Source organism: Pontibacter mangrovi, assembly GCF_006385705.1.
Taxonomy (GTDB): domain Bacteria; phylum Bacteroidota; class Bacteroidia; order Cytophagales; family Hymenobacteraceae; genus Pontibacter; species Pontibacter mangrovi.
The window spans coordinates 84,159-106,298 of the sequence record NZ_VFRQ01000013.1 but is presented as its reverse complement, the minus strand read 5'-3'; the positions used below and the strand labels follow the sequence as shown (position 1 = coordinate 106,298).

At 55.0% G+C, this 22,140-nt stretch carries 16 protein-coding genes and 1 pseudogene; 11 read left to right on the top strand and 6 right to left on the bottom strand.

The window, feature by feature from the left end:
- Positions 1-182: 182 nt before the first annotated feature.
- The 7 genes from FJM65_RS18570 to FJM65_RS18540 all read left to right on the top strand — a co-directional run bounded on the left by FJM65_RS18570 (position 183) and on the right by FJM65_RS18540 (position 8,464).
- Positions 183-653, top strand: coding sequence for a hypothetical protein (locus tag FJM65_RS18570; RefSeq protein ID WP_140623512.1), 471 nt, complete (start codon positions 183-185; stop codon positions 651-653).
- A gap of 790 nt (positions 654-1,443) precedes the next feature.
- Complete coding sequence (locus FJM65_RS18565; RefSeq protein WP_140623511.1) at positions 1,444-2,346, top strand: cyanophycinase; 903 nt, start codon at positions 1,444-1,446, stop codon at positions 2,344-2,346.
- 289 nt (positions 2,347-2,635) lie between these two features.
- Positions 2,636-3,421 (top strand): non-homologous end joining protein Ku, encoded by a 786-nt coding sequence (gene ku, locus FJM65_RS18560; RefSeq protein WP_140623509.1) that lies wholly within the window; start codon positions 2,636-2,638, stop codon positions 3,419-3,421.
- 102 nt (positions 3,422-3,523) lie between these two features.
- Positions 3,524-6,073: a DNA ligase D gene (gene ligD / locus FJM65_RS18555; protein ID WP_140623507.1), complete on the top strand. Its 2,550-nt coding sequence runs from the start codon at positions 3,524-3,526 to the stop codon at positions 6,071-6,073.
- 115 nt (positions 6,074-6,188) lie between these two features.
- The gene (locus FJM65_RS18550) at positions 6,189-6,716 is read left to right on the top strand and encodes a tyrosine-type recombinase/integrase (protein WP_239023016.1); all 528 of its coding nucleotides are present in this window, start codon (positions 6,189-6,191) and stop codon (positions 6,714-6,716) included.
- Positions 6,717-6,890: 174 nt separating this feature from the next.
- Complete coding sequence (locus tag FJM65_RS18545; protein ID WP_140623503.1) at positions 6,891-7,265, top strand: hypothetical protein; 375 nt, start codon at positions 6,891-6,893, stop codon at positions 7,263-7,265.
- Positions 7,266-7,492: 227 nt separating this feature from the next.
- Positions 7,493-8,464, top strand: a complete 972-nt coding sequence (locus tag FJM65_RS18540) for a toxin-antitoxin system YwqK family antitoxin (protein ID WP_140623501.1) — start codon at positions 7,493-7,495, stop codon at positions 8,462-8,464.
- Positions 8,465-8,783: 319 nt separating this feature from the next.
- Here the strand turns inward: FJM65_RS18540 and FJM65_RS18535 are convergent.
- Positions 8,784-9,032 (bottom strand): annotated as a pseudogene (locus FJM65_RS18535) (IS91 family transposase); the annotation flags it as partial.
- Positions 9,033-9,219: 187 nt separating this feature from the next.
- Positions 9,220-9,999, bottom strand: a complete 780-nt coding sequence (locus tag FJM65_RS18530; protein ID WP_140623497.1) for a hypothetical protein — start codon at positions 9,997-9,999, stop codon at positions 9,220-9,222.
- A gap of 634 nt (positions 10,000-10,633) precedes the next feature.
- On the opposite strand from FJM65_RS18530, the gene FJM65_RS18525 reads away from it, so the two are divergent.
- Positions 10,634-13,705 (top strand): lantibiotic dehydratase, encoded by a 3,072-nt coding sequence (locus FJM65_RS18525; RefSeq protein WP_181163791.1) that lies wholly within the window; start codon positions 10,634-10,636, stop codon positions 13,703-13,705.
- Positions 13,706-13,739: 34 nt separating this feature from the next.
- Here FJM65_RS18525 and FJM65_RS18520 read toward each other — a convergent pair whose 3' ends face one another.
- Together FJM65_RS18520 and FJM65_RS18515 are read right to left on the bottom strand one after the other, a co-directional pair.
- Positions 13,740-14,465: a LytR/AlgR family response regulator transcription factor gene (locus tag FJM65_RS18520; RefSeq protein WP_140623493.1), complete on the bottom strand. Its 726-nt coding sequence runs from the start codon at positions 14,463-14,465 to the stop codon at positions 13,740-13,742.
- A complete protein-coding gene (locus FJM65_RS18515) occupies positions 14,462-15,529 on the bottom strand; it encodes a sensor histidine kinase (RefSeq protein WP_140623490.1) in 1,068 nt (355 codons plus the stop codon). Before FJM65_RS18515 ends, FJM65_RS18520 begins: the two co-directional genes overlap by 4 nt.
- 333 nt (positions 15,530-15,862) lie before the next feature.
- Here FJM65_RS18515 and FJM65_RS18510 point away from each other — a divergent pair, with 333 nt between their 5' ends.
- The 3 genes from FJM65_RS18510 (at position 15,863) to FJM65_RS18500 (ending at position 17,452) form a co-directional block, all read left to right on the top strand.
- Positions 15,863-16,471, top strand: a complete 609-nt coding sequence (locus FJM65_RS18510; RefSeq protein ID WP_140623488.1) for a Crp/Fnr family transcriptional regulator — start codon at positions 15,863-15,865, stop codon at positions 16,469-16,471.
- 176 nt (positions 16,472-16,647) lie between these two features.
- On the top strand, positions 16,648-16,938 hold the full coding sequence (locus FJM65_RS18505; RefSeq protein ID WP_140623486.1) for a MauE/DoxX family redox-associated membrane protein: 291 nt from the start codon (positions 16,648-16,650) through the stop codon (positions 16,936-16,938).
- Positions 16,939-17,155: 217 nt separating this feature from the next.
- A complete protein-coding gene (locus FJM65_RS18500; protein WP_140623484.1) occupies positions 17,156-17,452 on the top strand; it encodes a hypothetical protein in 297 nt (98 codons plus the stop codon).
- A 61-nt stretch (positions 17,453-17,513) separates the two neighbouring features.
- Here the strand turns inward: FJM65_RS18500 and FJM65_RS18495 are convergent, their stop codons facing one another.
- Entirely contained in the window at positions 17,514-18,896 is a 1,383-nt protein-coding gene (locus FJM65_RS18495; RefSeq protein WP_140623482.1) for a RagB/SusD family nutrient uptake outer membrane protein, read from the bottom strand.
- Positions 18,897-18,926: 30 nt separating this feature from the next.
- Positions 18,927-22,112 carry a SusC/RagA family TonB-linked outer membrane protein gene (locus FJM65_RS18490; protein ID WP_140623480.1) on the bottom strand — a complete coding sequence of 1,062 codons (3,186 nt, stop codon included), beginning with the start codon at positions 22,110-22,112 and terminating at the stop codon, positions 18,927-18,929.
- Positions 22,113-22,140: the final 28 nt, after the last annotated feature.

Sequence of the window (22,140 nt, the reverse complement as noted above, 5' to 3'; positions counted from 1 at the left end):
CGTAGGGCATACGCTGTCAGCTTGGGAGTCAGACACCGATGGTGTCCAATACAACGGCAATGGTCGGGTAGCCCAAGAATCCCACAGTCTTTAAACGTGGGAGTGTCAAGTTCTCAGGCATACGCTCGGTGCAGACACTGCCAGCTACAGGAGTAACGAGTGTTCACTTTAAGAACGAAGGAATGAAGATTTTCGAAGATTACCTGATGTACATACTGATAGAGAAGCACCGCATGCTTTACAACAGGTGGCTACGGCCGGTAAGCAGTGGCGAGCTCAAAAAAGGGGCCGAGCTGGTACTTCGCCTGATGGCGGAAAGGCAGGTGGAGCTGTGGCTGCTGGATGCCTCGTGTTGCAATACCCCCGGGCGCGATGACCAGGAGTGGGTTGTGGGCAGGATCGGGAAACTGCTAACAGGAAAAAGAGCCCGGCTCAGGAAACTAGCGCTGGTCAAGTCCAATGACGTGTTTTACGGAGTGGTTGCCGAGTGGATGCGGGAGAAACTTCACAAGCTGCATGGGGGCAGCCTACGCATGCAGTGCTTCGACAGCATGACAGATGCGCACAGCTGGCTACAGGAGGGGGCGGCGGCCTCCACAGCAACAAACGCTTTGACCACGGACGGCGAGCTGGGTCACGAAAGGGAGGTGTAACGTATAAATGCTGTTAGCCTGAAGATTTCCGCTACCCGGTTCAGCAAGGCGCATTAAGCGCATCCTGCCTCCGCATGAAGCAGGAAACATCGGCCCTTGATTACAACGATACGCCAGGAGCAAAGTGAGGTAGCCGCTGAGGGGCCAGGAGTTAGGCCGGATGATTTACGGTGCGTTTGCGCATGTTAACTACGGCCTGAAATTTCATCCGCGTTGAATCAGCGCTACCCATGCAATCCATTTTCTTCAAGTAATGCCTTCCCCCGGTGCTGCCAGGCACTGCAAGCAGTGGGGAAAGCGCCTTCTTTTAGCACGGGCTCTTTAATTGAGCACCAATAACTTAGTCCTGCATCCGCTTTTCCACAGAAGGTTTTCTCTAAGGAAATCCGTCAAGAGATGTTTGAGCCACAACAAGCTGTAGGCGTTAAGATCGCGTATTGGAAGCGGCTGAGCGGATAGGTTTCGTTGCTGCGACAAATGCGTGTGGCATCCCGTGCTTTTACGCATTTGGCAGGGGAGTTGCAGCCTTCTGCGGGCTTTGCCGTAAATAGACTCCTGTAAAAAGAGTACAACTTTTAGCCCATGCTCTTTTTAGCGAAGTATAGTTTCAATAAGGGATGTTGTGTGCATTGACAACTTGCGCAGAATTGTAGAGGTCCTTTGCCCCTAAGCAGTTGAAGCGGGAGGGGTGGTGGGCAGGCTTAAGAAATAGCCTACGACCTGATAGCAAGGGTTGCTAGCTAGCAAAAGCCCAGCGTAATTATATATCAACAATAAAGGTAGACGAGGCATGGCAAAACAGCATATCGTTTCAGATAAACCCAAGCACCACAAGCATGCTCCTGAGCCGAAAGGGTGCTTACTGGCCATCGGAGGTCATGAGAGCAAGAGCACGGGGGAAGCTGATAAAACAGAAGACCAAAAGCGAAACGTAGAGTTTGAAGACGAGCAGATCCTGAAGTTCTTTGTATCCAAGCTGAAGGGAAATAGCCCTTCCGTGGCGCTGATCCCTACCGCCTCTACTGTGCCGGACCAGATGATCAAGGAATACCAAAAGGTGTTTAGGGAGTTAGGTGTCAAAAAGCTGGAGGTACTTGACATTCGTGACAGAGGGGACGCGGTGGGGGATGAGTACTTTAAAGCAATAGAAAGCGCAGACGGGATCTTTTTCACCGGGGGCGACCAGTTACGCCTGACCTCTATTTTGGGCGGCACCCGCTTGCTGCAACTCATGAAGGAACGCTACACCTACGATGATATTTTGGTTGCCGGCACCAGTGCCGGGGCTGTGGCACTCTCCACGCCCATGATCTACGAGGTGATGACCCAGGGGGGATTTGTGAAGGGCGATGTGCGCATCACCACCGGCCTGGAGTTTATCAAGAACGTAGCCTTCGACACGCACTTTATTCAGCGGGGGCGGATGGTGCGGATGGCCCAGTGCATTGTGACCAACCCCGGCTGCGTCGGCATAGGGCTGGAAGAGGACACGGCCGTTTACATTACCAAAGGGCGGGAAATGGAAGTGTTCGGGAGCGGCCTGATTACGGTGGTAGACGGCAGGAAAATCAGCTGCACGGACATCTACGAGATAGGCACCGGTCACCCCTTCTCTGTCCGCGACCTGCGCATTCACCTGCTGGCCGACGGGCAGAAGTATACGCTGCCTTTTTATGATCATCTGCACATCTAAAGCCAAACAAAGCTGTGGCTTCGCCTGAACTAAAATGCCCCGGCAGAAGCGTTGCTAATCCTGCTCTGGAAGCCTAAAACGGGAAAGCCTACCGAAGGAGCCAGCAAGGAGGAAATTAATCGCTCCATCGGCCTTGCCACGGGCGGCACCGCTAATGCCTGGTGGGGCAGTCGTTGAAGAGAATGATGCGCTTCATCCTGTCTTCGCGACGGCTTGCACGCAGCGCGGTCAGAAACGAATAAAAGTACCATCCGTTTTAAGGACTAACGCAAGACCTAAAAGTAAAACGATGAGAACGATATGGAAGGGATCCCTGGGCTTTGGCCTGGTGAATATTCCCATCAAAATGTACAGTGCCACCAAGCAGCGCCGCCTTGACTTTGATTTGTTGGACAGGCGCAACCATGCCCGCGTGCGCAACAAGCGTGTAAACGAGAAAACCGTCGAGGAGGTGCCCTACAAAGAGATCATCAAAGCCTACAAGTATAACGGCAAGTATGTGGAAGTGACGGAAGAGGATTTTGAGAAAGCCGAGGAGGAAAAGAACCAGATCATCCAGCTCAACTCCTTTGTGGATGAGGAAGAGATAGACGAGCTATACTTTAAAAAGCCCTACTACCTGGCACCGGAAAAAGGAAACAAAACCGGCTACGGTCTGCTGCGCGACGCCATGCGCAAAACGGGCAAAGTGGGCATTGCCACCATCGTGATGCGCAGCAAGGAGGACCTGGCCGTAATCCGGCCGGTGGGGGATGCGCTGGTGCTGCAGAAGCTGCGCTTTGGTGAGGAGGTGAAGGATGTGGACGAATTGGCGCTGCCGCATAAGGTAGATATTGGCGGCCAGCAGCTGGACATGGCAGTGGAACTGATCAACCAGTTCTCGACCGAGTTCGACATCCGCGACTATAAAGACACCTACACCGAAAAGCTTTTAAAAACGATAGAGGCCAAGGCGAAAGGCAAGAAGAAACCTGCTCCGAAGAAGATGGAAGTCGTGCCGACCAAAACCAAAGACCTGATGGCGCAGCTTAAGGCCAGCCTCAGCTCCGGCCAACCCCGCATGCGGGCATCTTAAGATCGTTGATAGATGGTGTTCTGTTCTACGAAATCAAAGCGTATGGCAGCCTTCATACTTTGTAGAGCACCACACAACGACCTCACCTAACGAAAACAAACCATGGGACTAGAAGAATATAACCAAAAGCGCGACTTCAGCCAGACACCTGAACCTGCCGGCAAAGTGGCCAAGCATGGCAGCAAGCTTCGCTTTGTGGTGCAGCGGCATTTAGCTTCTAAGCTGCACTATGATTTCAGGCTGGAGATGGACGGGGTGCTCAAGAGCTGGGCCGTACCCAAGGGCCCAAGTATGAATCCGGCGGATAAACGCCTGGCCGTGGAGGTGGAGGATCACCCGATCTCCTATGGCTCTTTTGAGGGCGATATACCTGAAGGCCACTACGGTGCCGGCCATGTTGATATTTGGGACGAGGGCACCTACCATGCCGCAGAAACCGATGACCCGGAGGAAGGAGAGCAACTGCTCTTGCAGGGCCTGGAGGAAGGAAGTATAAAGTTTGTGCTGGAAGGAGGAAAACTGCAGGGAGAGTTTACGCTGGTGAAGATGAAGGGCCGGCAGAAGGATGCCTGGCTGCTGATCAAAAAGATGGATGAGGATGCGGTGGAGGATCATTATGACAGTGAGGAGCACCTGGAGGGGATAGAGCAGAAAACACCAAAAAAGCCGGCCAGCAAAACCACATCCGCCGCAGAAAAAGCCAAAGCAAGTAAAAAGGCCGCTGCAAAAGAGGCTAACATGCCGCACCACATCAAGCCCATGATGGCCAAACTCACCGACGGTCCTTTTGATGGCGAAGACTGGCTGTTTGAGATAAAGTGGGACGGCTACCGGGCCATAGCCGAGGTAAAGGGCGGGCAGGTGGAGCTGTACTCGCGCAGCGGAAAATCCTACAAAGACAAGTATAAACCCATCATTGAAGGACTGCAGCAGCTGGGCCAGGAGGCGGTGCTGGACGGGGAGATCGTGGTGCTGAACGACGAGGGCTACGCCACTTTTCAGCAGCTGCAGAACTATCAGAACACCCCTTCGGAGCATCTATACTTTTACGTGTTCGATTTGCTATACCTCAACGGCGAGGACCTGCGCGACCTGCCTTTGCTGGAGCGGAAACAGCGGCTACAGGAGCTGCTCTCCGAGGAACTACCGGCGGTACGTTATTCCGATCATGTGGTGGCGCGTGGCAAGGAATTTTTCCGAGAGGCGCAGCGCAAGCAGATAGAGGGCATCATGGCCAAGAAAGCCGACAGCCCCTACCGCACCGGCAAGCGCAGCAGCGAGTGGCTCAAGATCAAAACGCACCTGCGCCAGGAGGCGGTGATCGGCGGTTTCACCGAACCCAAAGGCAAGCGCAAGCACATCGGGGCGCTGGTGCTGGGCGTGTATGAAAACGGAAAGCTCACCTATGTGGGGCAGAGCGGCAGCGGCTTCAACACCAAATCCTTAGAAGCGCTAAAAGCAAAGCTGGAGCCGCTGGAACAGGAGAAGTCTCCGTTTGCAGGGAAGGTAAAACCCAACGCGCCCGCCACTTGGGTGAAGCCGGAGCTCGTGGCCGAGATCACCTTTGCCGAATGGACTTCCGACGGGCTGATGCGACAGGCAATTTACGAGGGACTACGGGAAGATAAGAAAGCCAAAGAGGTGGTACGTGAAACAGCCCTGCACACGGATGAAGCCGTGCACGAGGCGGAAGATGCGCCGAAGGCAAAAAAGGCTTCGAAGGCAGAAAAAAAGAGCAGCGACAAGAACAGAACCGAACGAAAAATAGAAGGGCAGGAGGTATCGCTCAGCAGCCTGGATAAACTATACTGGCCAGACGAGCACATCACCAAAGGCGACCTGATCGACTATTACCAAAGCATAGCCGATGTGCTGATCCCTTACCTGCAGGACAGGCCGCAGTCACTTTTCCGCTACCCCAATGGCATCACCAAGCCCGGCTTTGTGCAGAAGGATATCCCACACACCCCGGAGTGGGTGCGCACGGTCAAGCTAAAAGCAGAATCTACGGGCGAGGAGGTAGCGTACCTGGTGGTGGATAACAAAGCCACGCTGGCCTACATGAACAACCTGGGCTGCATTCAGCTCAACCCCTGGAACTCGCGCATCGCCAGCCTGGAGAAGCCAGACTACATGGTGCTGGACCTGGACCCGGGGGAGAATACCTACGATGAGGTGGTAGAAGTGGCGCTGGCGGCAAAAGAGGTGCTCGACAGGGCCGGGGCCACCGCTTACGTGAAGACATCCGGGGCCACGGGCATGCACATTTTTGTGCCGCTGGCAGCTAAGTACAGCTTCGATCAGGCAAGGCAGTTTGCGCACATTGTGGCGCAGCTGGTGCATAAAAAGCTTCCCAAGCTTACCAGCCTTGCCCGCAACCCAAAGGAAAGGCAGGAGAAAGTATACCTGGACTTCCTGCAGAACGCCATCGGGCAAACCATCGCATCCGCGTATTCGGCACGTCCCAAGCCCGGTGCCACCGTCTCCACGCCGCTGGATTGGCGTGAGGTAAAGCCGGGGCTGTCGCCGGAAGCCTTCACCATCAAAAACGTGCCAGCGCGTATAGCCCAAAAAGGCGATCTTTTTAAGGGCGTCCTGGGCAAAGGGGTAGACCTCCTGCAGTGCCTGGACAGTTTGGGTGAAGCGCACTAATCCAGCCGTGTCACTGGCTGTTTGTCAGCTCCCGCGCCAAGCGCTGTGGCAAGCCAATGGCTCCTTAGGGACGTGATAAGCACCCTCCTGTATAGGGCTAAAACCGGCTGCCCAGGTGCTGAGCAAGCAGAACCTAGGGAAAATCCTTTCTGCCACGGATAACCTGAAGCACCGCTACATGCTCCAGCTGCTGTATGCGGGTGGGCTGCGTATTGGCGAAGTGATCAACCTAAAGCTGACGGACGTGCAGTCGGACCGTAACCTCTTGTTTATCAGAGGAGGCAAGGGCAAGCAGGACTGCACTACGCTGCTCTCGCAAAAGCTGCTGGAGAGCCTCAGGGCGTATTACAGGCAGTACAGACCCAAGGTGTGGCTGTTCGAGGGGCAGGCGGGCGGGCAGTACACGGTGGAAAGCATCCGCAGTGTGTTTCGGTCCAGCAAGGAGAAGGCGGGGGTGAAAGCACCTGCCACGCCGCACACGCTGCGCCACTCCTTTGCCACCCACTTGCTGGAGCAAGGCACGGATCTGCGTTACATCCAGGTGCTGCTGGGCCATCGGTCCAGCAAGACCACGGAGATCTATACTCATATCACCTCCCATGCGCTGGATAAAATTGTCAGTCCGTTGGATAATCTTGAGTAACCAGCTATATTGGCTTTATTATATAGACACACATGCGCACTTCAACTACAGGAACCAAGTTTAGGCAGCAAACAAGAGCGAAAGCACGCCGCAGCAACTACGGCCATAGTGCAGATAAGCGTATGTTTACGCATAGCCAGTAGTTGGCAATAATTTAAAGCATACCTACCAAAAGTGAATAAAAGACAACAATTTTTATCCTCGTTCTTAGGCGCCCTTGGGGCAGAGGAAATAAAATGGACTGAAATTACAGACAAAATAGTAGCGGGAACTGCCATTTACGATAAAACTGATCCTGAGGAACTGCAGGATTTTAAATGGCAAATGACCGAGTCAAAATCTCCAGATGATAAAACGCAGATTTTAATAGATCATATTTTTGAAGAGAACTTGCTGGATATTGACCGACTAAAAAAACCGATTAGCGAAATACAGGTCCCTGGTCTTACGGATCAAGAAAAGGATTCGGCTTTTGATAAATTATTCAAAGTCCGGGTAAAAATGATTGATGAGGGTGAAGAAACAGATTTTTACTTTATTCATCAATAAACTATTGCCAACAAAGGCTATCCAAAAATGGCTTTTTTGAGAACTATTTCCCTACATTTATTCACATAACAAACTGCCGGTTCGACTGAAAGTGATTTCTTCCCTACACGCCACTTTTGATAGCCGGGACGTTGGGCAACACATTAAGTACAGAAAATAAATAGATGCGTAACCATTCTGCAACGTTCAGAAGTCATAGAAGGTGCTGTTAATGAGCATTTAAGTTAATGAGGAAAGAAAGGAGCTACGGAAGATACATTCCTATAATATTCATTGCAGCAGGGGGCGTATTCTTGCTTAGTAAGATATATGAGAAGGACAAAAGGGTTGAATACTACTCGTCAGGAAGTATAAAACAGGAGTACTATGCCAATAGAGAGGAGGAGGCAGATGGTAGGCTGACAGAGTACTTCGAAGATGGGAGCATTTCATCCCTTGTTGATTTCAAGGATGGAAAGCAACACGGATGGTCACAGTTCTTCCGCAAGAATGGATCAATGCGCAAGAAAACCTATTTCGAAAATGGTGTCCAGCAGGACACGCTTCTGACTTTCTATAGTGACGGTGACGTGGAATCAGCTTTCTCCATCAAAGATGGGAGCAAGCACGGCAGCTATGCCTATTACTTCGGGAACGGGAAGAAAAAAGAAGAGGGTTCGTACTTAAATGACCAGTTGGAGGGAGAGGTTATCTCCTACAGCAACAGGGGGCAAGTAGCGGCAAGGGGATTCTATGACTCAGGCGCTCGATACGCATTGATAAGGTACACCAACGGACAGCAAGAGTATATCAGTTTCCCCGCAGGCTTCGAAATAACCATTCCTTCAAGCTTTAAGCTTGACTCGATTAGCTCTAGTACCTTTGCTTCATTCAAGAACAAGAAGGAAGGTATAAGTTTGATGGTAGGGGCAAATGTAAGTTCGCAGCCGCTGCGTGATGAAGTGAAAAAGCAGGTAAAAGAGTCAACATCAGCAAGCGATCTAAAAGAAGTTACCACGGAAGAAATGGTGATCGATGGCGTGAAGGCGCAGTCTGTTGTGCTGTTAGACAATGCTTCAAATGAGTACCTGAACCTGTTCTTTTTTAAAGTAAATGACGCTTTAATCAACGTCTACTTCTTTGTGCCAGCCTCTAAATTGGCAGAGCATAAAAGTAGCATACAGGAGATCATAAATAGTATTTCAGTAGAGGCAACATAATAGCGCATTCTAACTTAAGAACTTAAAAAATGCAATGCCCAATAACTAAGGCTTCGTTGGGTACGGAGTGCCCACAATGAAGCCGTGGTTGCACTAACCGTGCGACGCGTTATGGGTTTTAAGTCGGAAGAGGCTTGCCCCTGAATTACTTGTTTGGGCTTTCAGGTAGCTGACTGGCCCATTGGAGGTGAGCCTGAAAGGGTAATAGTAGATACTTTCTGCTGTTTCCGGTGGAGAATTCCCGCTCTTTTCAAGGCATTATCTGCCTAATGGGCATAGCTGCGCCAGGCCACCTTCTCAGGTGGCTTTTTTTATATCCTTACTCGAACTCCTGGTAGCGGCGCTGTGTCCTCAGCCCCTGCGGCGGCCCCCGCTTGGCCAGCACCTGCAGGGTGACCATCGTCTCCTTTTTGCAGCAAGGGCAGAGCAACAAAGGATTGTACTCTTCGAGCTGGCGCACCTCTACTTTTCGCCTTTTCCCCTCCGGCAGCTGCTGGCGGATCGCGGGTATGGCCACCGCCTTGCTGGTGGCGCTGGGTATGACGTAGTGGAGGACAAAGCCCCTAGGCCAGGCAACGGGAGAAAATCGCACTTGCGAGAGTACCTGGCTTTGTGAAGCTGCGCTTTGGAAGTAGTGCATACAAAAACCTCCTGTCTTTAGGGATACATTGACTATATCTCTAAAACAGGAGGTTTCCTTTTTCATCCCAGCCCTAGATGCCAGGATAACTCATTTCTGTTGCATTAAGCTTTAACTAGAGCACCATCTTTTTTTTGCCAGCCTTTCTCTTTTGCACCTTTTCCTTAAGACTTTCAGCGGGCAGGGTTGCCTGTTGTTGCTTTTCCAACTCAACAGTCTGGTCCTGTCGCTGAATGGTCTCGCGCATCATGGCTTGGCGCTGCTCGTTGAACACATTGATGGTTTTATACCGAGGACATGCCTCAATATAGCATTTGGCCTCAGTGCCGTTTTCCAGCGCTATGACTGCTGGCTGGTTGCCTTTGCGAAGAGCATAGAGCAGCAGCTCTTTTTGCTGGGCATCCTGCAGTTCCTTTATCTGAAACGCTTGCAGCGTTTTCTCCAGGTCATAGCCATAGTTTTCGTGGTACTGGTTGATTTTGTAGTTTCCAGAAGGTTCTGGCATTTTCAGGTCCAGTTGCAGCCAGGCTTTATAGAGCTGGTTCTGTGCATTGAGCAGTTCCTTATACACAGCACGGCCTTGCAGCAGGTTATAGGCTTCCTTGGTGGTAATGCTTCCCTGCCGATTGATGTAAAAGGTCTGCCTTCTGTCCTCCTTCAATTCCGGGGAAGTGAGAGTTGCCTCGTACTTGTTAAAATAGTACCGGTCTGTCTGGTCTGACCGACGGAAATGCAGAGTGTAGTGGACTGTTCCATCCAGGTAGGAGAGCGGTAAGTGGAGCTGAAACTGCTGCTCATTCCGCTGGAGCTGCTGTTCTAAATCGCCGTAAAGCTGCTCACCGAATCCGGTGTACTTCAGCTCGTTTTTCAGGTAATCAAAATTTTCTGTGTTCATGGTTTTATTATTTATTGTTAATGTTCGACTAAATGCCCAAAGGCCTGCTTTCTAAGGCAGAGACCGGGATAACACCTAACTGGCAGCGCCAGGCGGCGGGATCCAGGTCACACGAAGTGTCCTCCATCTCTTGTGTTTGGTCTGGGAGTAGACTGGGCGCCGGGCAGCTTTTGTCTCTGTACACTCCCCGAATGCCTTGGCGAACCCGACCCTGCGCGTAGTGCTTGGCATTCTGCGAGAACTGGTCTGGGCGGGGGCGCATTCGCTCCCATGCAGCACCTGCTGCTGTGCCAGTCCCTGTAAAAGTCGATCCGCTTGCTTTTTCATATAAGGTGGTATGTGGCTCGGGGTACCGGCACCTTGGCCGGAGAAAGTCTGTCTCCAAGCCTGCCTTGGCCTTCCAAAAGAGGTATGGAATCGAGGACCGGAGGTTAGAAATTTTAGATGAACCAGTCCCCGGGGAAATAGTTGTTTTTTTAAACTATTGTAATTCAGCTAGTTAAAAATAGCCTGTGACCTGAATATTTGATAAACGTGTTGCGAGGAGCAGCATATTCTTCCTGTTTCCAGAATAGGTTTAGTATATAAATATTGCTATATTAAACCTGCTCCATTTTACCACACTGTGATGACTATGTACAAACTTTACCCCGGGCTACTCCTGCGTACGCCTGCCTTCCCTCACACAGCTTACAGCACCACTGACCTGCATGCATTAATAAGAGACCCCTCTTTTCAGGCTGCCTTGCAGCTGGCAAGTCCTTCGCTCTTCAAGACCCTGGAAACATCGGCATTTGACTATGAGGCCATAGGCCCCAAAGCCAAAGCCAGTCTTCAGCGATACCTGAACAGGATGTGCTTTCGGCCCACGCCTTTTGGACTCTTTTCCGGTTTCTCCCTTGCCTTGTGGGGAGCGGTGGAAGAGCCGCCCCTGCAGTTAAGGGAGCAGGCATCACAGGTGCACCTGGCCTTGACATTTGGCAATACCCTGCATTTGGCCCGCCAGCTCCTGGCAGAGGAGCTGGCGGGCTACCAGCGCTACAGGCCAAACCACTCGCTTTACAAGGTGCACGGAGGCTATCGCTACATCCGCTTTGAAGAAGACAGGCAGCGCAAGCGGCGGGAATTCTTTCTGACCGACCTGCAAACAGACCCGTTGCTCGAGGCTGTATTGACCTATTGCCGGGAAGGGTGCTTGCGGCAGGATATTGTCGCTTATATCAGGACACAGGCGGCTGTGGAGGCTGAGGAGAGCCGGGACTATGTAGAGCAGCTGGTGGCCAGGCAGGTGCTGGTCTCCGATTTGGAGGCGAATATCACCGGGGAAGACTACCTGCCGGGCCTGCTCGAGCTGTGCGGCGCGCAGGGTGTCAGCACGTCCCGGACGCGAGGCCTGCAGCAACTGCTGGCCGGGCTGAAGGCTGAAAAAAAGCCAGGAGCGGACCTGCTTGACAAGCTTCGTCTAGCTTCATGCATGCAGGAGCTGGGTAGCCAAGGGGTTTACGCCAACCTGGAAAAGGGAATGCACCAAAAAAAGCTGCGTTCCTTTTACCAGGAGGCACTGCTGGCGGCGTTAACCTGCCTGCAGCGCCTGGTGCCACAGCCTGATTCTGCGGGACTGCAGAAATTTGCCCGAGACTTCCAGAAAAAATTTGAGGGGCGCGCTGTGCCTTTGCTGCGAGCCCTTGATCCGGAGCTGGGGGTGGGGTACGGTAAGTTAGCCATTCCCCCCAGGGGGGCGAAGTTGTTGGAGGGAATGGTATGGGATAGGGTAGAGGCGGGGGAACAAATGGCGGCGTGGTCGCCGGTTCATGCCCTGCTGTTGGAAAAATGGCATGCTGCCGGTCCTTTTCCAGCGGCCGTGCATTTGACCGAGCAGGAGGTGGCGCGTCTACCCGAAGTAGATATAAATAAAGCCTTGCCACCCAGTATTGCGGTACTTTTCAGGGTAGTGGGGGAGGAGGTGTTCATGGAGCAGGCAGGTGGGGCCAGTGCCACGGCCCTGCTGGGGCGGTTTACGCCTCACCATCCGGAGGTGCTGGCCATGGCAAGAGCGATAGCACAGGCGGAGGAAAGTGCTAACCCGGGGGTGGTGTTTGCCGAGATTGCCCATGTCTGCGAGTCACACACTGCCAATATCGACAGGCGTGCTGCGGTTCGGTCCTATGAGATTCCGGTGCTCGTGCAGTCAGCGCTTCCTGCCGAGCAGCAGATTCACCTCTCTGAGCTGTGGGTGCAGGTAAAAAACGGAACGATTGTGCTTTGGTCAGAACGCCTGCAACAAGTAGTCGTGCCGCGGTTAAGTTCTGCCTTCAACTTTGTACGGGATGACCTGGCCGTGTTCCGTTTCCTGTGCGAGCTGCAGTACCAGGGGCTGCAAAGCAACCTTTGTTTGGACCTGCGGCATTTTTTCCCAAGGCTGCCCTATTATCCCCGGGTAGTCTACCAAGGTGCTGTCCTGCAACTGGCGAGCTGGCACCTGGGGCAGGAGCAGCTCAAGAAGCTGGCGCAGGGAAAGGGGGCGGTGCAGCAAGCGTGTCTAAGGCAACTGGCAAGGGAAATGAGGTGGCCGCGCTGGATAGCGCTGACGCGGCACGACCAGCAGGTTGTGTTTGATCTGGAGCGGGAGGACGATTGCCGGCTCCTCCTGGAGAGCCTGCGGGGAAAGGAGGCGGTGGAGCTCCGGGAGTTTCCCTTCACGGCACAGCAGGCCGCTATGGTGCGGGACAGTGCGCAACAGCCCTATGTGCACGAGTTCCTGGGAGCCGTGCTAAACGGACAGGCGGTTTACAGTCCGCAGCCTTTCCCTTCTCTTTGCACGGCCCAAACGCCGCTGAAAGAGCGCTTGCTATCTCCCGGGGAGGGCTGGCTTTACGTAAAACTTTATTGCCACCCTTCCGCTGCCAATGCACTTTTAGCACAGACGCTACAGCCCTGGCTCACCCGCCTTGAGCAGGAGGGGCAGCTCACCCAGTGGTTCTTTGTGCGTTACCGTGACCCGGACTACCACCTGCGCCTACGGCTGTGCCTGCCAACAGAGAGCGGGGCGGGGCACCTTCTGGAATGCGTGAGCGAGCGGCTGGCAGGAGCTGTGCGTAGGGGCACTATCCGGGATTGGCAGGTGGCTGTCTACGAGCGGGAGCTTGAGCGGTACCACCCTGCCCTGATCGAAGCCGTGGAAGAGGTGTTCTGCGCTAGCAGTGCGCTTCTTGCCGCTTTCCTAAGGCATTCGCCCTGCACGGAGGAGGATGAGGGCTACTATGCCCCGGGCTTCAGCGGACTGGATGCCATTGGCAGTGCCTTTGGCCTGGACGTGGCAGGCAAAGAAGCCTTGGTAGGTGAGCTGTATGCGTCGTTTTACAGGGAGTTCGGCGGGACCAAGCGACTAGAGGTGCAACTCGCACAAAAATTCAGGGAGTTTAGCAGGCTTTTCGCTGTAGGCACAACAGCCGGACAGCCCGACAAACTCCGGCGCCGTTTCGAGGAGGCGCTGGCGCAGGTGGCACAGCGGGCCGCCTTTCTTTCCCCGGCCAGGGAAAAGCAGCTTATAGCAGACCTGATGCACATGCACCTGAACCGGCTGTTCACCGACCGTCCCCGCGAGCAGGAACTGGTGCTGTATTATTGTCTCTGGAAGCATTACCGCGCTGTGCGGGCCCGCCAGAAACAGGCAGGCAAGTGCCCACAGCCTGGCAGGGCTCGGTGACGGGCACAGGCTGCCTGCCACCAAGCCCTGCCGGTCAGGGCAGGCGGCGGCTTTTCCACAGCCGCGCATGCACCCGGGCCAGCACCCCATCCCGGTAATTGGCTCCCAAGGGGAGAGTCTCCTGGTTTGTCAGGATGATCTGGTTGCCCTCCACCTCCTGAATAAAGGAGATATGGACAATGAAGGATCGGTGCACCCGAAGAAAGCGCTGCGCGGGCAGGTACCGTTCCATTTCTTTCAGGGTCAGGTAGGTAATATGCTCGCCCCGCAGGGTATGGATGCTGATGTAGTTCTGTGCGGCCTCAATGTAGCGCACTTCCTGCAGGTCTATCCGGGGAAATTTGCCCTTGATGCCGCTTTTAATAAAGAAATAATCTTCCGCGCTCAGGTCAGGACCGGCTGGGGCCGAAGGCTGTAAGCGTTGCACTGACTTTAAGAAGCGCTCATAGGTAATAGGCTTGAGGAGGTAGTCCACTGCGTTCTTGTCAAAAGCCTGCAGGGCGTAGGCCTCATAGGCGGTGGTAAACACCACCTTCGTTAAAGGGGGCAGAAGTCCCGCCAGCTCTATGCCCGAGAGCTGGGGCATATCCACGTCCGCAAATACCAGGTGGGGGCTTACCTGTCCGGTGCTGATTGCCTGGAGGGCAAGCAAAGGGTTTTCCTGTGATCCCAGTAGGGTTAGCCCGGGCGTTTGTTCCACATAGCGCGCCAGGACCTGGATGGCATGAGCCTCGTCGTCGATAATGTAAGCAGTGATCATATGGCTTGGATTTGAAGGTGTACCGTGTAGTAATGCTCATCTTGCTGAATGTTCAGGCATTGGCGGTCAGGGCCGTAGGCATTGAGCAGCCGGGTTCTCGCATTTTGCAGGCCCAGCCGGTGTCCTCCCGGGACGCAGGATGTCCTTTTCTTATTCCTGGTTTGGAAGGAGAGGGTGCCCTCCTCGAGCCAGAGTCGGACGCTGGCCGGGAAGGCCGGGTCCGTTAGGTCACCATGGCGGAACATGTTCTCCACCAGGGTGAGCAGGAGCAGGGGAGGAAGGCGCAGGTCCTTGAGTGCCCCCTCTGCCTGCAGGGAGAGTTGGAGCGGGTACTGAAAGCGGAGCTGGTTCAGGGCAATGTAGTTCCGGATGTGGTCCAGTTCCCGGGAGGCCTCTGCCTTGCCATCCTCATGCAGCTGTGCCAGGGCATGGCGCATGACCTCGGAAAGAAGGAAAATGCCTTCCGAAGCCTTAGGGGAAATATCGATTACCTGGTTGTAGAGAAAGTTTAGGGTGTTGAAAAGGAAGTGCGGGTTGATTTGGGCCTGTAGGTAGGCGTTCTGGGACTTGACCAGGTTTTTTTCCAGCTCTGCTTTCTCCTTCTGGCTCTGAAGCTGCTGTACCTGCAGCTGGCTGATCGTCTTGGCGTTGGCTATCGCGTGACGCGCGGCGGAGTAGGCGCCACTGAGCCCAATAAAGTAGAGACCGCGCCACACATAGCTAAGGATGAACTTGTATTGAAAGGAGAGAAGCTTGGGCGTCGGGCGGAACAGGTTGTAAAGCAGCTCGAGCCCGTATTGCAACACGATGTACAGACCCAGTTCCAGGGGGAGTAGCCACAGCAGCCACAGCCACAGGGGCCTGTGGAGCCGGATGCTGTCGGCAGACACAAGGGAGGCGTTGAAATAGAAGAGCAGGATGTTGAGTAGGTAAAAGCCCAGGTATTCCCACCAGAACACACGCTGCGGGGCGGCGGTGATAAAGAGAATGGAAATCTCATAGGTGATAAAGGCTGCCCAGGCCAGCGCATGCCTTCCAACCCGGTGGTAAGGGAAATGTGCCATAGTGGTGTCTCTTAGCGTGGATCAGGGATGTCCGCGTTTAAAACTCAATATAATAATATTTTAATCTATAGAAAACCCTTGTTTATCTAAATTTTTTCGGCTTTAGCACAGAGGCTTATAGGTTTGCCTTAAACCAACTATACCGACCGTTATGAAGAAAAAAGACAACAAACTTAGCGTCAGGACCCGCCCGCTGTTTGTCTTCAGGCAACAGCGCCCTAGTGAAAACTTCTCGTCCACGGACCCTACGACGACCTTGGTGACCCTGACCACGTCGGCACCCACGGGGTTGGGAGCTGTGGGCAAGCGGGATTGGAATTAAGGTGCAAAGCAATGGATGTCAAAGACCTGGTGCAGGCCCTGATCCAGGGGCCTGCACCCTATGCTCTGCAAGATGGCCAGGCACGCGAGCAGCTGGAAGACTTTCTGGCAGTGCGGCTGGCTCGCAGTCCCTTTCCCCACCGGCAGTTGCTGCTTAGTGCCGGGCAGCTGCCCGACTACCTGTACTACGTGGAGAAGGGCTTGATACGGGGCTATTTTTACGATGATGCCTCCGGTCGCCCGGTTACCCTCTTTTTGTGGGATGAAGTCTCCTGGGCCGTGCCACTGCAGGGGTTCTTTCACAGGCAACCTTCGGATATCTACCTGGAAGTGATGCCCGAAAGCGTACTGCTGTCCCTTTCCCGTGGACAGGTAAATGAGCTGGTAGAATGTCTGCCTGCCGCCGAGACACTGCTCAGGGGGCTGCTCCTGCGCTACTGTGCCTTTCACAAAAAACGCACAAAGGACCTGCTCACGCGCTCAGCCTGGGAGCGCTACCTGGACCTGCTGCAGACCCATCCCCATATTGAGCAGAAAGTATCCAAGGAGGTAATCGCCTCTTACCTGGGCGTGACGCCCCAGTCGCTGAGCAGGCTCCTCCGCGAAAACGGTCACCCCTGATCCTTAGTTATCTCATTTCCTATCTTTTCATAATCCCTTTCCTCACATAGGGTAATCAACTTTCTGTGCCCAACCCGCTAACTTTATCTTGGCTTTCAGATGGCAGGCAGCATGTTGAAAAGACAGTTTAGCGGCTGTGCCCAGGAAGGAAAGCATCACGACAAGGAGGAAAGCACATGCAACAAACCAATCGCTATCTGCTGGGAAGCAGGCTGGCCTTGATCACGCTGGGGGTATACGCTGCTGTGAGCAAGCTGCAGGACACCACAGTGTTTGCCGCGCAATTACGCAGTCAGCCCTTGGCCCCCTGGTTTAGCAAGCCGCTGGTATGGGCCCTGCCAGCCGGCGAGCTGGCGGCGGCAGGCCTGCTGATTTTCCGGCGGAGTAAGTGGGTAGGGCGCTGGCTTTCTTTCGGGCTCCTGCTGCTGTTTTCAGGGTGCGTTGGGCAGGCGGTGCTGGGTACCTAGGAAAAGATGCCCTGTGCCTGCGGAGGGGGTTACGCCAGCTGGGCTGGGGGGAGCACCTGGTGTTTAACCTGCTTTTCACCTTGCTGGTAGCTTATGGCTTATGTCTCTTTAAGAAAACAACGTGAGGCGGAAGGTTCGGGAGAGCCCCTGCTTCAGGTGAGGTGCCCTGCCAAAATGGGCGCACATAAACATTTTTTCATTTTAAATTTTTCCAAGCATGAAAAGACTTAAAGTTAATTTTCTCGCACTAGCCGCCGTGGTGGTGGCAGCCGGTACCATGGCCTTTGCCGCGCCGGTGAACCAGGAATGGGTATTTACCGGGGACAGCCAATCACAAATCCTGGATGCTTCTTTTTACAGCCTTTCCGAGCCGCTGCCGACCGGCTGTGATGCTAACGCGAACCTGCCTTGCAGCATCCGCGTGGAAGCACAGGATGAGCAGGAACTGCAGGATTACCTGGACAGCAAGACGAGCGGCCAGATTATGAACGAGGCCACCGGCCACCGGGACTGATACTTGACGTAGTTTAAAAAGGAAAGGGAGAGGCCAGAAGCTTCTCCCTTTTTGCTTGCGGCTACCGGGGGTTTTGCTGCATGCCGGACAGCTCAATTACGTCTTCGGGCAGGGGCAGGGCAAAGCGCAGGTCGCCAGGGGGAAGGGTGTATACCTGGTCGCCCAGTACACGGGTCAGGGTTATAGCGGCCCCCTCCCGGTTGAGGCGCTTGATGTCCATCCAGCGCAGCGAGCGCATAAGCAGTTCCTTGCGCCGCTCCTGCAGTACCAGGTTTAGGGCCTCGTCGGCGGTAGCGGCGGTGTAAGGGGAAAAGGTACCGGTGCGCCAGCGGGTCACCAGCAAGCGGTTAAGGCTTTCCATGGCCCCTTCCGTATTTCCGGCACGGGCGCGGCTTTCGGCCTGCATTAGGTATACCTCATCTGTGGCAATCCCGCCGAACAGGGCAGCGCTGCCCTCGTAGTTGCCGCGAAAGCTATGCGAACCGTCAGGGTTCTGCTGAAAAAAGAGGGTTTTGCGCAGGTCATCCTCTGCGTACTGTCGGAAGAGCGCAGTATCGATTCGGGACACGTTGTGCTGGAGGGGTTGCGGGGTGCTTACCGCACTCTCGTGCAGCACTTCCACGTTAAAGCGTTCGAAGGGGTAGGCCGCCGCCGGGTCAAGCGTGTTGTAATCCAGCAGGCGGTCGTAGAGCGCCAGGCTGCTATCCGCATAAGCACCCGCCTCGGCGTAGCGTCCCATGGAAAGAAAAGTGCGGGCCAGCATTGCGTAGGCGGCAGGGCGGGAGGGACGCATCACATGCACGGGCGTAGTGGGCAAGAGCCGGGCTGCCTGCTGCAGATCGGAAATAATCTGGGTATAGGTCTCTTCCAGGCTGGCACGTACGGAAGGAAGGTTAAAGTCTATGCCCAGGCGCAAGGGCATGCCCGGGGTGTCAGGGGCCGAGCCGGCCTCATACGCCAACGTCCAGGTAAAGGCGCCGTTCAGGAAGGCCTGTCCCCGGTGAAAATGGGCCTGCCCCTTCACACGGTCCCATTCCGCGGCGTTGGAGGTGTTACGAGGGATGCCCTCGATGTACTCTAGCACAACATTAGCAGGATATACCCGGTTGAACAGGTTGTTCCAATCATTGGGATAGTAGTCGATATGAAAGAGGTTGTCAGGCGCCCAGATATACTTGCGTTGCTCACTCTCGTTGCTCAGTGCCGCCCAGTCCTCATATGTCAGGTAATAGTTGTCGGCACTGGTCTCGGCCGCACCCACCGGACTAAGTTGGTTCATGGTGATGTAGTTGTCCAGTAGGGCCTGCAGGTCGGCCAGCGTGGACGGGATCACCAGCTGTTTATCCGGTTTTTCATCTAAAAAGCTCTCGCAGGCTGTCAACAGAGGCAGGCCAATTAGCAAAAGGAGGCTGAAAAGGTATATTCTTGCTTTAAAGTAGCGCATTTTCTTAACTGTTAAAAAGTGGAAAGAGAATTACAGGCTGGCTTTGAGGCCCAGCGATAGGGCGGGAGGCGTTGGCAAGGCATTAAGGCCGTAAGCATCCGGGTCCAGGCCCCGGTCATTGGCGCGCCAGAGCAGGCCCGGGTTGCTGAGGTTTAGCTGCAGCTGCAGGCTCTTAAGCCTCCCCTGTGGCCGGGCCGGCAGTTGGTAAGCCAGGTTGAGGTACTGCACGCGCACGTGATCGCCTTTCTCGACGAGCACCTCAGAGCCACTGTAAAAGGTGTCGCGACGCGAGTTATTAGGGTAGACAAGCGAGGGCACCTGCGTGTGGGCCTCGTCACCCGGCTGCTGCCAGCGTTTGGCAAAGTCTGCATGTCCTCCCCAGTTGGAAAACAACGTACTATAGTTTAGGGAAGTGGCCCGGAAGTAGTATCCCAGTTTCCAGGAGAGGCGGGCTGTGAGCGAGAAGCCTTTCCAGGAAAAAGTATTGCCCAATGAGCCGAAAAAGGTGGGGAGGGCCGAGCCATGGTAGGCCAGGTCTTCTACCTGGGTTTCGGGGCCTGTGAGGGCCGTGTAGTCGGAACTTGGCTCCCCGTCCACATAGCCTCTGGGATCCCCCGTAGCCGGATCCAGTCCCGCCCAGCGGTAGGAGTACACGGCGTAGACAGGCTTGCCAGTTATCCCGGACACCCGCAGGTTTGATGTAACAAAGCGACTTCCCTGGCGGGAGGAGAGGAAATAATCGCTTATCTCGTCCCGGTAATGACTCGCGTTAAGGTCTGTTGTCCAACTGAAGGCACCTGCCAGGTTGCGGGTGCGAAGCACCAGGTCCAGGCCGCGCCCGCGCATGGCGGCCACGTTCTTAATCACCTGCTCGCCCACGCCTGCCGTATAGTCCATCGGGGCAGTGCCAAACAGGTCATGGCCCCGCTTCTGGTAATACTCCAGGCTACCACGAAGGCGATCGCCCTTGGAGGCAAAGTCGAGGCCCAGGTTCCACATGCCCACCGTCTCCCAGCGCAGTTCGGAATTGGCATAGGTGGAAAAGCGGGCATAAGGGCTTTGCGTATAGGGCGACGTGAACACATAATCCATCGTGGTGACCGCCGTCATGGCGGGATTGGTGTTGCCGCTGTAACCATAGGTCGAGCGCAGCTTCAGATAGGGGAGGAAGGCCAGCGTGTAAAAGTTTTCCCCGGACAGCTCCCAGCTCAGGCCCACGGACCACAACGGATTCCACAGGTCGTTGGTGCGCAGGCCAAAGAGGTTGGAGGCGTCCCGCCGTGCACTCGCCGAGAGGGTGTAGCGCTGGCGATAGGTGTACGCGGCGTTGGCATAGTGGGAGGCAAAGCGGGAAAGGCCTTCGCTGACACCACTGTTGTCCGGAATATAGGCCGCCCGGTTCGTGATCAGGTTCGGGTAAGGTGTGGTAAGGTCCACTTGCCCGAATGTGAGAATGTCCGGGTCAAAGCCAAAGCGGCGCTGCCGGAAGTCTGTGTTCCGGGCATGGCGCAGTTCCCCGCCGGCCATGGCTGTCAGGCTATGCCCCCCCCAGGCCTTATCGAAGTTGAGCTGGCCGCGGACATTGTGAGAGGTTAGCAGGATACTGGCAAAGTCCTGTATCCCGCCCGTCGGAATCGGGCGGGTGAGGCTACCGGTGGACGGGTCCAGCTGGGAAAAGGTGTTGATCAGGTTACGCGCAAAGTAACTATCCTTCCCGTACAGCAGCTCGCCGTTTGTCTGCTGCCGCTCGTACTGATAGCGCAGGTCGGCGCTCAGCCCCTGGGGCAGCGCATAGGTGAGCCCCAGGTTAGCTGTCAGGTCCTGCACCCCGCTGCTGCGCTTGGTATGCCTGTCATCGGTCAGGGGGTAATAGTTCCAGTCCAGTAGCTTGCCGCCGCCCACCGTATCCAGATAAGCCTGCCGGTAGTCGTTCACGACGGACAGGGGGTTTCCTGCTGCATCAGCCAGACGGGTATAGGGCAGCACATACTTGCCACTTTTACCCGTAGTGCCAAAGCTGGGCCGCCCGCCGGTACTCCTGCTTTCGGTATAAAGGGCGGAAGTGGTGAGGGTGAGTTGGCGGGTGGGGCGCAGGCTGTTGTGCAGGCGCAGGTTCAGGCGGTTGTAGCCCGCAGCCAATGGGTCGAGGTTGCGGTCGTATCCGGCCGATAGGTTCCAGGCCAGCACTTCAGAGCCGCTTTTCAGTTGGAGGGCATACTGCTGGCGGGTGCCACGCTGGTAAAATCGGCGGGCATATTCGTCCCGTATATCCACCTGGCGCAGGGCATTTAATTGTGCTTCGGCCTCCGCGGCAGTCAGCTGCCCCTTGTCCCTTCGGTCCAGCAGCTCCACCACAGGCGAAACGACCGTACGGCTTGTAGGGCGCAGCTTACTGGCATAGTAGCCCTTCTCGTATAGAAACAGTTCCACGTCAATAAAATCAGAAGCTGCCATGAACTGTAAGTAGTCCAGGTTGGGCTTCCCGGTTAGGGTGAGGTTGGCTGTCAGATCGGCCGAGAGAGGCTGGTTGTACCTGCCTTTTTTGGTGGTGATCACCACGACTCCGTTGCCGGCCCGGGTCCCCCAGATGGAGGCTGCGGCGGCGTCTTTCAAAATGGTGATGCTTTCTACGTCATTGGGGTTGATGTTGGCAATGTCGCCTTCGTAGGGGAAGTTGTCTACCACGATCAGCGGTTCGCGGGGACCCTGAATGGTGCTGAGGCCCCGGATCATGAGGCGGCCTGTCAGCCCGGTGCTTTGGTCTACTGTAACGCCACTGGCCACAGCCTCCAGGCGGCTGAGCACGTCTGTCCCAGCCTGCTCCTGCAGGGTTTGCGCATCCACGTAGCTAAAGGAGCCGGTGGCCCGTTCGCGGGGGAGGCGTTGATAGCCGGTTGAAATCTCCACTTCCTGCAGGTGCTGGCTGTCTTCTGCCAGCGCAATGCGGAGTGGTCGGTTGAGGGGGAGCTGCAGGGGCACCTCCTGCGGCATGAAGCCCAGGTAGGACACGACAAGCATCGCCCCTTCCGGCACGGGCAGTTCAAAAGCGCCCTCTTCGTCGGTGCGCACGGCCATGGCTGTGTCTTTTACCCGCACGGTTGCACCCGGTAGGGGCGTGTTGTCGGTGACGGATACCACGGTGCCGCGTACCGTATGCTGGGCTGCTGCCGGCCAGGCCAGACAGAAGAGGGTGAGGAAAAGTAAAAGCTTTTTCATGATTTATAGTTGATTGGTAAAAGGATAG

Bases quoted from the DNA above. Each gene is read 5' to 3' on its own strand.
- FJM65_RS18490 (WP_140623480.1), bottom strand. From the start codon at position 22,112: ATGAAAAAGCTTTTACTTTTCCTCACCCTCTTCTGTCTGGCCTGGCCG.
- FJM65_RS18515 (WP_140623490.1), bottom strand. From the start codon at position 15,529: ATGGCACATTTCCCTTACCACCGGGTTGGAAGGCATGCGCTGGCCTGG.
- ligD (WP_140623507.1), top strand. From the start codon at position 3,524: ATGGGACTAGAAGAATATAACCAAAAGCGCGACTTCAGCCAGACACCT.
- FJM65_RS18525 (WP_181163791.1), top strand. From the start codon at position 10,634: ATGTACAAACTTTACCCCGGGCTACTCCTGCGTACGCCTGCCTTCCCT.
- FJM65_RS18530 (WP_140623497.1), bottom strand. From the start codon at position 9,999: ATGAACACAGAAAATTTTGATTACCTGAAAAACGAGCTGAAGTACACC.
- FJM65_RS18495 (WP_140623482.1), bottom strand. From the start codon at position 18,896: ATGCGCTACTTTAAAGCAAGAATATACCTTTTCAGCCTCCTTTTGCTA.
- FJM65_RS18540 (WP_140623501.1), top strand. From the start codon at position 7,493: ATGAGGAAAGAAAGGAGCTACGGAAGATACATTCCTATAATATTCATT.
- ku (WP_140623509.1), top strand. From the start codon at position 2,636: ATGAGAACGATATGGAAGGGATCCCTGGGCTTTGGCCTGGTGAATATT.
- FJM65_RS18505 (WP_140623486.1), top strand. From the start codon at position 16,648: ATGCAACAAACCAATCGCTATCTGCTGGGAAGCAGGCTGGCCTTGATC.
- FJM65_RS18500 (WP_140623484.1), top strand. From the start codon at position 17,156: ATGAAAAGACTTAAAGTTAATTTTCTCGCACTAGCCGCCGTGGTGGTG.
- FJM65_RS18520 (WP_140623493.1), bottom strand. From the start codon at position 14,465: ATGATCACTGCTTACATTATCGACGACGAGGCTCATGCCATCCAGGTC.
- FJM65_RS18570 (WP_140623512.1), top strand. From the start codon at position 183: ATGAAGATTTTCGAAGATTACCTGATGTACATACTGATAGAGAAGCAC.
- FJM65_RS18565 (WP_140623511.1), top strand. From the start codon at position 1,444: ATGGCAAAACAGCATATCGTTTCAGATAAACCCAAGCACCACAAGCAT.
- FJM65_RS18510 (WP_140623488.1), top strand. From the start codon at position 15,863: ATGGATGTCAAAGACCTGGTGCAGGCCCTGATCCAGGGGCCTGCACCC.